The following is an 11,704-nucleotide window of genomic DNA, read 5'->3' as shown; positions in this document are numbered from 1 at the left end:
CGGCTGGAATCCATCGACAATGCCTCCGGGGATGTCATCACCCTTCTGGACCGGGTTCGCGGCGACATCGATCCCGGGCGAACCATCATCCTGACCTGCGGACCCCTGCCCATGATGCGGGCCGTGGCCGCCTGGGCCCGCCAGACCGGCCTGCCTGCCCAGTGCTGCATAGAGTCCCGGATGGGTTGCGGCTATGGCACCTGCGTGGCCTGCGTGGTCGACACCGTGGACGGCAGGCTCAAGGTCTGCAAGGACGGCCCAGTCTTTGCCGCCGACCGTCTGATCTGGGATGCAGGCGAGGACAAGAAGGAGGCACGATGAGCGGGCTGACGATCATGGACCCTCTGGAGCCGCACGCCTGGCGGCATGGCACTGTTGTGGCCGGCACGCCCTGGAAGAATCCGGTGGGCACGGCCTCGGGCACCTTCAATCTGGATGCCTGCGGCGACTATTACGACGTCTCCCAAATGGGCGCCATCTCCACCAAGGGGGTTTCGCCGGTGCCCTGGGAAGGCAACCCCACGCCCAGGACAGCCGAGAGCCCCGCCGGCATGGTCAACTCCGTGGGCCTGCAGAACCCGGGTGTGGACCATTACCTGGTGGACGAACTGCCCAGGCTCAAGGCCCTGGGAGCCAACGTGGTCACCAATGTGGCCGGCCACAGCGACGAGGACTATGCCACGGTCGTGGAACGCTTGGCCGACTCCCCGGCTGACATGCTGGAGATCAACGTCTCCTGCCCCAACGTCTCACATGGTGGAATGTCCGTAGGCACCGACGCCAAGGCCCTGAACCGGCTGATCACCAGGCTGCGGGGTCTGACCGACAAGCCCATGGTGGTCAAGCTGACCCCCAACGTCACCGATATCGTGGAGGTAGCCCGGGCGGCCATCGATGGGGGAGCGGATGCCCTCAGCCTGATCAACACCCTGGTGGGCATGCGCATCGACATCAACACAGGCAGGCCCATCCTGGCCCAAGGCACAGGCGGCGTCTCCGGCCCCTGCATCCTGCCCATAGCTCTGTCCTTCGTCTGGCGGGTGCGCCAGGCACTGCCCGAGGTTCCCATCATCGGCATCGGGGGCATCGACTCGGGACGCACGGCCTTGGAATTCCTCTATGCCGGAGCCAACGCCGTGGAAGTGGGGGCTGCGGCCCTGGTGGATCCCGTGGCGCCCATGAGAGTGGCCCGGGAGCTGGACGATCTGTTGGACGAGCGGCCCGATCTGGCCGATTTGCTCAAGAAAGGGGAGTGCTGGCGATGAGCGCATCCGCAACAGAACACACGGCCGAGCATGACGGGGATGCCCAGGAGCAGACCCGCCGCATCCAGGAGGGCTTCACCAGCTTCCTGCTGCAGAGCGGAGCGCTCAAGTTCGGTGACTTCACCCTGAAGTCGGGGAGGCGCTCGCCCTACTTCATCAACGCCGGGGCCTTCAACGACGGACGGCTGATCGCCCTGCTGGGGGAGTTCTACGCCCGGACCATCGTGCAGGCTGTGCAGCAGGGGACCCTGCCCGCCGACATCGATACGGTATTCGGTCCGGCCTACAAGGGGATCCCCCTGGCCGTCTCCACCGCCATTGCCCTGAGCGGGGCGCACGGCATGCCAGTCGGCTACACCTTTGACCGCAAGGAGGTCAAGAACCATGGCGACGGAGGGCTCATGGTCGGCACCCAGTTAAGGGATGGCATGAGGGTGCTGCTGGTGGATGACGTCATGACCGCCGGGACCGCGGTCCGCCAGGTGGTGCCCAAGATCATGTCCCAAGCCAAGGTGACCATCGTCGGCCTGGTGCTCTCGGTGGACCGGATGGAGCGCACCGGACAGGGCCAGGGCTCGGCTGTCGAGTCCATCATGGACGAATTCCACTTCCCGGTCATCAGCATCGTCAACGTCCGCCAGATCTTCGATGCGGCTGCCTCCATGAAGGGACCGGACGGGTCGCCCATTTTGGATCAGCGCACGGCCGATGCCGCCAGGGACTATCTGGAGCGCTACGGGGCCTGAGCAAGGACCGGCTCATATCAGCGCACATTCTTCGGACGGTCCTGCTGTCGGACGACCCTCGTGTAGATTGGTAAAGGTCCGGCGGGCAGGCCGACGGATCATCATCGCAAGGAAGGCCATGGATCATGACAAAACCTCTGGGACAGAACGGTCATGAGGAACCGGACCAGACTACGGCCGATGCGGTGAATGCGACCAAGCCTGCCGTTTCGGCCACTTCGGCTGATGCAGTGAAACCTGCGGATACTGCAAAACCTGCTGAAGGGCGAATTGCCACTGAGGAGAAACCCGTAGAGACAGGTCAGCCTCAGGAGAGCGGCTCTGAAGACAGTGCACCCGCACAGAGCTCGCGGAGGGTTCCGTTGATACTGGTGGCGGTAGCTCTTGTGCTGGTGCTTGCGGCAGGCATCTACATGCTGTGGGCTGATCATGCAACAGGCAGCCAGTCAGCCCAAAAGCCCTCATCAGGAGCATCGACCGCGCAAGTCAGCCAGGGTCCCAGCGGGGATGCCAAGGCCTACAAGGCCCTGCAAGAGGTCACCGTCAAGCCTTCGGTGGCCGACGACCAGGGAGGGCTGACTGTTTCAACCAAAGGGGTCGGCAGCAAGAAGAAGGTTGCCGACGCACCGACCATAGAGATCTTCATGGATCCCATGTGCCCCTGGTGCGGCAAGGTGGGCCGGGTCATTGATCCCCAGCTGCAGCGCATGATCAGCGCCGGTCAGATCAACGTCACCTACAACTTTTTGAACTTCCTGGATTCGGCTTCCAGCGACCAGTACTCCAGCCGCGTGGACAACGCCCTGGCCATGGTGGCCCAGGAGGATCCGGATCATCTGCCGGCCTTCGCTGCCGCCGTCTTTGCAGCAGACTTCCAGCCCAATGAAAGCTCCTATCAGGCGGTCTCCGATGCACGTCTGGCCGACAAGGCCGTGGGCGTGGGCGTGCCCAGGGCTTTGGCAGACCGTTTCGCCCAGGGCACCTACCGGCCATGGGTGGACAAGGTCAATGCCTATGCCATCACCCGCAAGGATGCCAAGGACACCAAAGGGGAGTTTTCGACTCCCACCATCATGATCAACGGCAGGGTCTGGGATCTGACCGCAGCGGCCAAGAGCCAAGGCGGATTGGAACATCTGGATCGAGCCCTGCTCAAGGCCCTGGGACTCAAATCGCAGGATGTGGGCCACCAGGGGAAGATGCCCTCCATCGGAGCGCAAGGAAAAGCGCTGGCAGTAAAGTGAACCGCGACTGGTGACCAGCGGCGAAGTCCACTCGTCACCGCTACAGGAGGAACTGTTACCTCTTGAACTGTCGCTTGCCTGGCTCTTACTTGTCTGACTCCCGTTCGATCAGCGAATATCCGTGGTTGGACACCACCTGGCGCAGCTTGTCCAGGTAGAGGTCGGCGGCATGGGACAGTTTGGTCCGGCTGTTGACGATCCAGCCCACCAGCATGGATTCATCCGACTCCAGGGGGACGCTGACGATTTTCTCGTTGTTCAGATCCTCGTTGTCGATGCCTGTGCAGACCGTGTAGGCGTTGAGCCCGACGATGAAGTTGAGCATGGTGGCCCGGTCGCTCACGGTGATCTGCTTGGGGGAGTAGTCGGGCCAGACCGCCTCCTCGGCAAAGTAGAAGGAACCCTCTTCGCCCTGCTCGTACTGCAGGAAGGGGTAGGGTTCCAGATCCTTCATGGTCACCATGGCCCGATCGGCCAGGGGGTTGGTCCTGGCGAGGAAGACATGCAGATCCGCCCGGAAGAGGGGGTGGAAGTCCAGATGTTTCTCGCGGAGCATCTTGGACAGCACCCGCTTGTTGAAGTCGGACTCGTAGATGATGCCGATTTCGGACTGGAGGGTGGCCACCTGGTCGATGATGTCCCTGGTGCGCGTCTCCCGTATGGTGAATTCGTATTCGTCGGAATCGATGGAGTTGATCATCTCCACGAAGGCTTCCACTGCGAACATGTAGTGCTGGGTGGAGACCCGGCAGAGCTGCTTACGGGGCCTGACCTGCTTATAGCGGGCCTCCAGCAGGTCGGTCTGGTCCAGAATCTGTCGGGCGTAGGTCAGGAATTCCGCCCCGTCCACGGTCAGAGCGATCCCCTGGGAGTGGCGGGTGAAGATTTCGATGCCCAGCTCGTTCTCCAGCTCCTTGACCGATGAGCTCAGTGCCGGCTGGGAGATGTAGAGCTCGTGCGAGGCCTCGTTCATCGAGCCGCATTCGACGATCTTGACGATGTAGCGCAGTTGGAGCAGTGTCATACAAGCCAATCTATACCCAAGGCCCTATCGGCCCAGGGCCGCAGTTTCAGCCATACCCTGGTCGGCGGCCTCCTGATCCAGATAGCGACCCGAACCTTGGATCTGGGGGTTGCCGTCTTCGCCGTTCACGAAGCTGTAGACCATGGGCACGCCAGTGGGCACGTTGATGGATCTGATATCCTTGTCGTCAACCTCTTCAAGGACCTTGATCAGGCTGCGGACCACGGACCCGTGGGTGACGACGAGCACAGTCCGGCCCTGGGCCAGGTTCGGGGCTATCTTGCTGCGCCAGTAGGGTTGCAGGCGAAGCAGCAGGTCCTTCAGGCACTCGGCACGGAGCTCGGCCGGATTCCGGCTGTCCAGCCCGTCGCGCATGGCCGGGGCATAACGCGGATCCCGTCCCTGAAAGTATGGCGAATCGGTTGCGATGGCAGGCGGCCGAACATCGTAGGAACGCCGGTAGATGTCGAATTGCTGCTGGCCGTAGCGTTCCAGCATGGCCGGTCGCGTCTGACCCTGGAAGGCGCCATAGTGGCGCTCGTTCAGCCTCCAGGTGCGCTCCACCGGAATCCAGGCCCGATCAACCAGATCCAGCACCGTATTGGCGGTGACGATGCTGCGGGTCAGCAGGGAGGTGAAGACCAGGTCGGGCAGCAGGCCTGACTCCTTGAGCAGCCGTCCGGCATGGCGGGCCTGATCCAGTCCGCGTTCCGTCAGGGGCACGTCCACCCAACCGGCGAAACGGTTGACCGACTTCTGAGTCCAGACGCTTTCCCCATGACGCATGACGATGAGCTGCGCGGTCATCGAATAGACTCCTTTGCTGATGACGTGTTCAGAACCAAAGCGAGCTGTTCTCGAAGAACTGAGAGGCATCGTCCCCATCCTGGGCGGATTGGTCGTTCTGGTCGGCAGTTCCCTCGGCTCTTGACATGACCAGCCCTATGGCCCTGGGCAGGGCATCGGCCACCTGCCCGGCGCGAATCGGTTGTCCCATGGGTCCTGCAACAGTCCCGTGACCATCCCGCTGGCTGTCCTGGGTTACCAGATCGGCGAAATCCTGGGGCTTGCGGGGGTCGAAGATCAGCGGCTGCTCCCATCCGGTCTGCCTGCCGCCGCTGGCCAAAGAACCGGCCAGTCCGTGCAGGAAGGCCGCAGCTGCAGTCAGATCCGCCATCAGGGTGGCATCATCCTGGATCGGTCCGGCATTCTGGGCCAGCAGCGCTCCGATGGTGCCGGAGAGCACGTCCCCTGATCCGGCCGTGGACAGCCAGGCCGGCCCGAAGCCGGTGGTCATGACCCGGGGGCGGTCGGTGCCGTCCTCGCCGACAACCAATGTGATGGCGCCCTTGAGCAAAATGGTGGCCCCGGTCAGCTGGCAGGCGCGGACAGCCCAGTGCAGGGGTTCGGCCATGACCTGGTCGCCGTCCACGTTCTCGCCATGCGAGTTGAGCAGGGCGGCCATCTCGCCTGCATGCGGGGTCAGGACGGTGCGTGGCCCCAGCCGGTCCGGCAGCAGGTCCAGGGCTCCGGCATCGGCGACCACCGGCGGATCGGCCGCTGCCTCGTCCTCGTCCAGGTCCGCCGCCTGTCGGTTGAGTATGTCGGCAATCAGATCCCGCTGATCGTCCTGGCCTTCAGGTCCAGCGGCCTCCTGGGCCTGCCGGGTGGGCACACCCGAACCCAGCACCCAGGACTCGACCCTTCCGCGGCCCAGGACAGTCTCGGGCAGCTCCTGCAGGATCAGATCGCCCACCTGCTCCGGGCCGCAGTAGCGAATCATGCCCACGTTGCCGCTGGCCGCCGCCCTGCTGGAGAGCAGCCCCGCGCCATGGTAGAGCGCGGATCCGGTGACCAGGCCAACCACGCCTCTGGTGTACTTGGTGTCATCCACCCGGGGCGCGCGCAAAAGTCCGGCGCAGTCCTCGGCGTTCATGCAGGAGACGCTAGGGACCAGGGCCGAGGTGTCGAAGCCGAAGTCCACCAGGACGATCCTTCCGCAGGCGTAGGCGGCCGGGGGCAGCATCAGGCAGGGCTTCATGGCCCCCATGGTCACGGTCACATCTGCGGGGATGTAGGCCCCGGGCAGGGTGCCTTCATCAATGTCCACGCCGGAGGGAGTATCCACGGCCAGCACCAGGGGCCCGTCTTGACCGGCGGGGTCGTGCCAGGCTGGCCTGTCGGGCAGGCCGCCCTCCATGCCCAGTTCTGCGGCCAGAGCGGCGGGAATGCCGCGCAGCGCCCCCTTGAGGCCGATGCCCGTCATGGCATCGATGATCAGATCCGCCTGTCGGCACAGCTCCAGGGCCTGGTCCAGCTCCTCGGAAGCCTGATCCGGGCCGGCCGGTGCCTCGCAACCAGGGATGGCTGCCTGGGGATCCAGGGCCGTAACCACTCCGCCGGCGCGCAGGAGGGCATCCAACCCGCCCTGGTGCAGGCTCCGCCCGGTCGCCACCACCGTCACGTCGGCCCCGTGCCCGGCCAGGTCAGCCGAGGCGTAGAGCCCGTCGCCGCCATTGTTGCCGGCTCCTGCCAGCAGGACGATTCTTGCTCCTGCCGGCTCCAGCCCGGCCTGGGTCAGCATGACGTCGGCGACGGAGGCCAGGGATCCGGCGGCGATACGCATCAGGGGCACCCCGTCATCCAAAAACGGCTGCTCCAAGGATCGGATCATGTCGGCGGTATAAGCGCTGGTGGCCAGAGTCCAGCGGGCTTCGCGGCGTTCATCTGGTGACGGCTTCATGGCATCACACCCTTCATTCAAAAGGTCCACGTGCGGCGGCGGCACGGCCGGCCACGTGCTGGCTCCACTCTATCTGATGGCCTTGTCCTGCAAGCGTTATAAGGTCTGCCTATTTGCGAGGGCAGGAAGGGAAATACATGCAGGGATTCGCAATGCCGAATCAAGGGCAGATTATGGCGGTAGTCCTGACGGTGGTGCTCTGTGGCCTCATCGGCTTCGAGCGCGAGTTCCTCAAACACGACGCCGGCATCCGCACCCATATTCTGGTCGGCCTGGGCAGCTGTCTGTTCACCATGGTCTCCCTTTACGGCATCCAGGCCGCTGTGGGCAACTACTCCTGGGATGCCTCGCGAATCGCGGCCGGCGTGGCCTCGGGCATCGGATTCATCGGGGCCGGGGTCATCTTCTTCAACCACGATTCGGTCAAGGGTCTGACCACAGCCAGCGCCATCTGGGTGGCCGCCGCCGTAGGCATGGCCTGCGGGGTCCAGCTCTTCGCCATCGCCATCCTGGCGGTCGTCTTCTACTTTCTGGCCGTCCTGGTCATCGCGCCCATCCTCAAGTGGTTCCTGCGCAACCGTCAGAACACGGTCCTGCGCATCGTATATCAGGACGGCCACGGCTGTCTGCGCGAATCCCTGCTCCTGGCCACCCGCATGGGCTTTGAATCCCGGGTGCTGACCATCCACGAGCTGCACCGGGATGCCTGGAAGGGCGCCGATGTCACCGTCAACCTGCTGGGCAAGGGGGATGTGACCGAGCTGGTGGAATCCATTGGTCAGACCCCAGGGGTCAAGGGCGTGGAGGTCCTAGGCGGGGACGACTGACCCGCTCGCTATTGCGGCTGCCTACTCTTCGGCCACCAGATCCAGGTAGTCGTCGCTCCAGAGGTCCTCATCACCGTCGGGCATGAGCAGCACCCGCTCGGGGTTGAGCGCCTTGACGGCCCCCTCGTCGTGGGTGACCAGCACGATGGCCCCCTCGTACTTGGCGATGGCCTTGAGAATCTCGTCACGCGAAGCGGGGTCCAGGTTGTTGGTGGGCTCGTCCAGCAGCAGGACGTTGGCCCGGCTGGTCACCAGGGTGGCCAGGGCCAGACGGGTCTTCTCGCCGCCCGAAAGCACCTTGGTGGGCTTCATGGCGTCGTCCCCTGAGAAGAGGAAGGATCCCAGGATGGTCCGCGCCTGGGTGTTGTCCAGGTCAGGGGCCACATGCTGCAGGTTCTCCAGAACGGTGACGTCGTTATCCAGGGTGTCGTGCTCCTGGGCGAAGTAGCCGATCTTGGCCCCATGCCCCAGGGTCACCTTGCCCGTGTCGGGCTGTTCGATGCCGGCCAGCAGGCGCAGGGTGGTGGTCTTGCCAGCGCCGTTGTACCCCAGGATGACCACCCGGGAGCCCTTGTCGATGGCCAGGTTGATGCCGGCGAAGACGATGTTGGAGCCGTAGGCCTTGGACAGGTCCTCGGCCATGATGGGCGTGCGGCCGCAGGGAGCAGGATCCGGGAAGCGCAGGTCCGCCACCTTCTCGGCCCTTTCCGCCTCCTGGGTGTCGGCCAGCAGGCGCTGGGCGCGGCGCATCATGTTCTGGGCGGCCACGGCCTTGGTGGCCTTGGCGTGCAGGCGGATGCCCTGCCGCATCAGACGGTCGGCCTTCTTCTCGGCCACCTCCCGTTCGCGGCGGCGGCGCTCCTCATCCACCACCCGCTGGCGCAGGTAGGCCTTCCATCCCATGGTGTACATGTCGATGCAGGAACGCTGGGCATCCAGGTGCCAGATGCGGTTGACGGTCTCGTCCAGCAGCTCGGTGGAGTGGGAGATGATCAGGAAGCCGCCCTCGAACCGGCGCAGGTAGCCCTTGAGCCATTCGATGGAGTCGGCATCCAGGTGGTTGGTGGGCTCGTCCAGAATCAGGGTGTCGGCGTCGGAGAAGAGGATCCTGGCCAGCTCGACCCGTCGGCGCTGACCGCCGGAGAGGGTGCCCAGTGCCTGCTGCAGGGTCTCCTGGCTCAGCCCCAGGCTCTCGCCCATGACGATGGCCTGCGACTGGGCCGCATAGCCGCCGGCGTTCTCGAAGTCCTGCTGGGCCTTGTCGTAGCGCTTCATGGCCTTTTCCATGACCTTGGGGTCGGGACTGGTCATATCGGTCTCGGCCTTGCGCATCCGTTGGATGATGGATGCAATGTCCCTGGCGCTCATGACCCTGTCCAGGGCGCTCTGCTCGGAGTCGCCCGCATGGGTGGACTGGGGCAGGTACCCCAGCTGTCCGGTCACCCGCACCTTGCCGGCCGAGGGGAGCATGTCGCCGGTGATGACCCGGGTCAGCGTGGTCTTGCCGGCGCCGTTGCGGCCCACCAGGCCGATCCGGTCGCCCTTGGTCACGTGGAAGTCGGTGGCTTGCAGGAGTAGTCGGGCACCTATCCGGATCTCAAGTCCCTGCGCCTCAATAGCCATGCCGCCTCCGACCCCGCTTTCCTTATGGATTCAAATCTTGCAAGGAATCATGGTAGCAAGAAGCAAGCCCCGCCAGTGCGTCTCGGCTGACGGGGCAATGGATGGATCATGGATGGATCAGCGACGGACCAGCCTGAACTTGTCCCAGGGGAAGTAGACCAGGAAGGCGCCCACGGCGGTCAGGGCGATGACCAGCACGCCCATGGCGGCCGCGAAGGAGAAGATCCTGATGCCGATGCCCAGGCAGGCCCAGATGACCACCAGGCCGAAGACCCAGTCCTTGCCGTGCCTGTTCATCAGGTAGGCGACGGCCAGGAGGGCGCCGACCACGATGATGGTGGCGAATCCCTGGACGGCGTCGCCGACCTTGTGCCCGGCGACCACCATGTATCCGGCGTTGACCAGGGTGGCCACGCTCAGCCAGCTGGCGTAGATGGACAAGGGGATCCAGTCCAGGGCCTTGGCTGCAGTGGGGGTTCCGGCCTTGGTGGCGTCCCTGCGCACCAGGGCGTAGAGCATCCAGGCCAGCACGGTCAGAATGAGGATGATGACCAGGGCCCAGAAGTTGCGTTCCATGTGCCACAGGGCCAGCCAGGCGATGTTCAGGCAGCAGGTGGCCACGAAGAGCAGCCCGCTCAGCGTAAAGGGCAGGAAGCCCAGGCGTTTGCGGCTTGGCCCGGCCAGGCAGAAGCGGAAGAGCCAGATGGCCAGGGCGATGTAGATGACCCCCCAGATGGCGAAGACGTATCCGGCAGGCATGATCCACAGGTCGACCTTGCGAGCCAGCCCGCCCACGGTCGTGCCATTGAAGTGGTAGACCTCCGCATAGCCGTTGAAGCCCACCATGGCCACCCAGGCCACCCAGAGCAGGATGTCCTCGAAGAGCTTCCAGCCGCGTCCCTTGGAGGATTCCTGCTCCTTCTCGGGCTGATCCTGCTTTTTGGTCTGATTTGATTCCTGCGCTGCCTCAGTGCTGCTGTTATCAGAGCGTTTCTCGCCCCTACTGGCGGTCTTATCTGTACTGGTTTTTTCAGTCGAGGCCTTCTTCGACGAATCACCAGACTGCTTGGCTGCGGCACTTGAAGACGATGAACCTGAGCTAGACGAATTTGAAGTCGAAGAATTTGAAGTCGACGCACCAGAAGATGCTGAACTCTCATTCCTCGAACTCCGGGTTGCCGATGACGAGCCCGAGGTTGATTGGTTGCCCTGCATGGCAGGGGAGGTGCGCTTGGTCCTCTCGACCGGGTCCTCATCGTCGGTCCAGAGTCTGCGCGGATTGTCCTTGTCAGTCATGGCACATGCTTCCTCTCCTTGCCGGCCGCAACCGTACTGCCGCCATGGGGATGGCCCCGGGCATGGGCCGACCGGCCTCTGCTTCAACTTTAAAGCGGCCCGCCTGGCTCAGTGGTATTGACCACCCGGTCCGGGTGACCGCCGGTGCTAGCCTGAAGCCAAATCCTGAAGCCAAATACCGGAGGGGGAGTGTGAAGTGGCCGAACCTTTATATCGATGCGATTGGGCTCGGGTGGACGATCCGCTCATGCGCAGCTACCACGACCACGAGTGGGGCCGCCCCCTGCACGGTTCCCAGAGGCTCTTCGCCATGCTCTCCCTGGAGATATTCCAGTGCGGGCTCAGCTGGCAGCTGGTCCTGCACCGCCGCCAGGCCCTCTTCAAGGATTTCGACAACTTCGATATTCAGGCCGTCGCAGCCTTCGACGCCGACCAAATCGACCGTCTCATGGCCGACCCGGCCATCATCCGCAATCGGCGCAAGATCGAAGCCACGGTGGCCAACGCGTCCCTGATCGCCCGCCAATTTCCCGGGGAGGCATTCGACCGCTACTGCTGGTCCTTCACCGGCGGGCTGACCATCAACCATGATTACCCGGACGATCCGTCCATACCGCGTTACGACTACCTGTCGGCCATCGTCTGCAAGGATATGCGCGACCTGGGCCTGCGCTTTTTAGGCCCGGTGACGGTCCATTCATTTCTACAGGCGGCCGGCATGATCAACGACCATCAGCACGACTGCTTCCTCAACGGCTGCAGCCACCCGACCCTGGATCCGCCTGACCCGACCATCTAAGCCGTCATCGAACACCTGTTCGAATTATTCGGCCCCGGCGATAGTATGGTCAGGCTTTGGCCTCAGCCTTGGCCATGGGTCTTCAGGGAAGCGGATGGGAAGCACGTGAAGCAGCAGAACAAGCCTAAGTCGACAGT

The 11,704-nt window shown here is 63.9% G+C and carries 10 protein-coding genes and 1 pseudogene; 6 read left to right on the top strand and 5 right to left on the bottom strand.

Translation table 11 applies throughout. The features are described from left to right. From P273_RS0108775 to P273_RS0108760, 4 genes and pseudogenes are all read left to right on the top strand, one after another. Positions 1-321: pseudogene (locus tag P273_RS0108775) on the top strand (dihydroorotate dehydrogenase electron transfer subunit); the annotation flags it as partial. Beyond that, complete coding sequence (locus P273_RS0108770) at positions 318-1,265, top strand: dihydroorotate dehydrogenase (RefSeq protein WP_024628075.1); 948 nt, start codon at positions 318-320, stop codon at positions 1,263-1,265. The pseudogene P273_RS0108775 and the gene P273_RS0108770, both read left to right, overlap by 4 nt. Beyond that, entirely contained in the window at positions 1,262-2,011 is a 750-nt protein-coding gene (pyrE, locus tag P273_RS0108765; RefSeq protein WP_024628074.1) for an orotate phosphoribosyltransferase, read from the top strand. The genes P273_RS0108770 and pyrE overlap by 4 nt, the downstream gene beginning before the upstream one ends. Positions 2,012-2,136: 125 nt before the next feature. Continuing rightward, positions 2,137-3,255, top strand: a complete 1,119-nt coding sequence (locus P273_RS0108760) for a thioredoxin domain-containing protein (protein ID WP_051354184.1) — start codon at positions 2,137-2,139, stop codon at positions 3,253-3,255. An 85-nt stretch (positions 3,256-3,340) separates the two neighbouring features. Here the strand turns inward: P273_RS0108760 and P273_RS0108755 are convergent, their stop codons facing one another. The 3 genes from P273_RS0108755 to P273_RS0108745 are packed head-to-tail and all read right to left on the bottom strand — an operon-like array spanning position 3,341 to position 7,022. Further along, the gene (locus P273_RS0108755; RefSeq protein ID WP_024628073.1) at positions 3,341-4,279 is read right to left on the bottom strand and encodes a LysR family transcriptional regulator; all 939 of its coding nucleotides are present in this window, start codon (positions 4,277-4,279) and stop codon (positions 3,341-3,343) included. A 24-nt stretch (positions 4,280-4,303) separates the two neighbouring features. Further along, complete coding sequence (locus tag P273_RS0108750; protein ID WP_024628072.1) at positions 4,304-5,086, bottom strand: 2,3-diphosphoglycerate-dependent phosphoglycerate mutase; 783 nt, start codon at positions 5,084-5,086, stop codon at positions 4,304-4,306. Positions 5,087-5,114: 28 nt separating this feature from the next. Further along, entirely contained in the window at positions 5,115-7,022 is a 1,908-nt protein-coding gene (locus tag P273_RS0108745; protein ID WP_024628071.1) for a bifunctional ADP-dependent NAD(P)H-hydrate dehydratase/NAD(P)H-hydrate epimerase, read from the bottom strand. 173 nt (positions 7,023-7,195) lie between these two features. Here P273_RS0108745 and P273_RS0108740 point away from each other — a divergent pair, with 173 nt between their 5' ends. After that, complete coding sequence (locus tag P273_RS0108740) at positions 7,196-7,849, top strand: MgtC/SapB family protein (RefSeq protein WP_253269601.1); 654 nt, start codon at positions 7,196-7,198, stop codon at positions 7,847-7,849. 21 nt (positions 7,850-7,870) lie between these two features. Here the strand turns inward: P273_RS0108740 and P273_RS0108735 are convergent, their stop codons facing one another. Further along, the gene (locus tag P273_RS0108735) at positions 7,871-9,472 is read right to left on the bottom strand and encodes an ABC-F family ATP-binding cassette domain-containing protein (protein ID WP_024628069.1); all 1,602 of its coding nucleotides are present in this window, start codon (positions 9,470-9,472) and stop codon (positions 7,871-7,873) included. A 117-nt stretch (positions 9,473-9,589) separates the two neighbouring features. After that, on the bottom strand, positions 9,590-10,768 hold the full coding sequence (locus tag P273_RS0108730; protein ID WP_024628068.1) for a TspO/MBR family protein: 1,179 nt from the start codon (positions 10,766-10,768) through the stop codon (positions 9,590-9,592). Positions 10,769-10,964: 196 nt separating this feature from the next. Here P273_RS0108730 and P273_RS0108725 point away from each other — a divergent pair, with 196 nt between their 5' ends. Beyond that, complete coding sequence (locus P273_RS0108725; protein ID WP_155804757.1) at positions 10,965-11,567, top strand: DNA-3-methyladenine glycosylase I; 603 nt, start codon at positions 10,965-10,967, stop codon at positions 11,565-11,567. Positions 11,568-11,704 lie beyond the last annotated feature (137 nt).

It is taken from the genome of Bifidobacterium sp. A11 (assembly GCF_000499185.1).
Classification (GTDB): Bacteria; Actinomycetota; Actinomycetes; order Actinomycetales; family Bifidobacteriaceae; genus Bombiscardovia; species Bombiscardovia mizhiensis.
This window is presented reverse-complemented; position numbering and strand designations above follow the sequence as displayed.

Coding starts and splice junctions, on each gene's coding strand:
- P273_RS0108755 (WP_024628073.1), bottom strand. CDS start 4,279: ATGACACTGCTCCAACTGCGCTACATCGTCAAGATCGTCGAATGCGGC.
- P273_RS0108750 (WP_024628072.1), bottom strand. CDS start 5,086: ATGACCGCGCAGCTCATCGTCATGCGTCATGGGGAAAGCGTCTGGACT.
- P273_RS0108760 (WP_051354184.1), top strand. CDS start 2,137: ATGACAAAACCTCTGGGACAGAACGGTCATGAGGAACCGGACCAGACT.
- P273_RS0108740 (WP_253269601.1), top strand. CDS start 7,196: ATGGCGGTAGTCCTGACGGTGGTGCTCTGTGGCCTCATCGGCTTCGAG.
- P273_RS0108735 (WP_024628069.1), bottom strand. CDS start 9,472: ATGGCTATTGAGGCGCAGGGACTTGAGATCCGGATAGGTGCCCGACTA.
- P273_RS0108745 (WP_024628071.1), bottom strand. CDS start 7,022: ATGAAGCCGTCACCAGATGAACGCCGCGAAGCCCGCTGGACTCTGGCC.
- P273_RS0108770 (WP_024628075.1), top strand. CDS start 318: ATGAGCGGGCTGACGATCATGGACCCTCTGGAGCCGCACGCCTGGCGG.
- P273_RS0108730 (WP_024628068.1), bottom strand. CDS start 10,768: ATGACTGACAAGGACAATCCGCGCAGACTCTGGACCGACGATGAGGAC.
- pyrE (WP_024628074.1), top strand. CDS start 1,262: ATGAGCGCATCCGCAACAGAACACACGGCCGAGCATGACGGGGATGCC.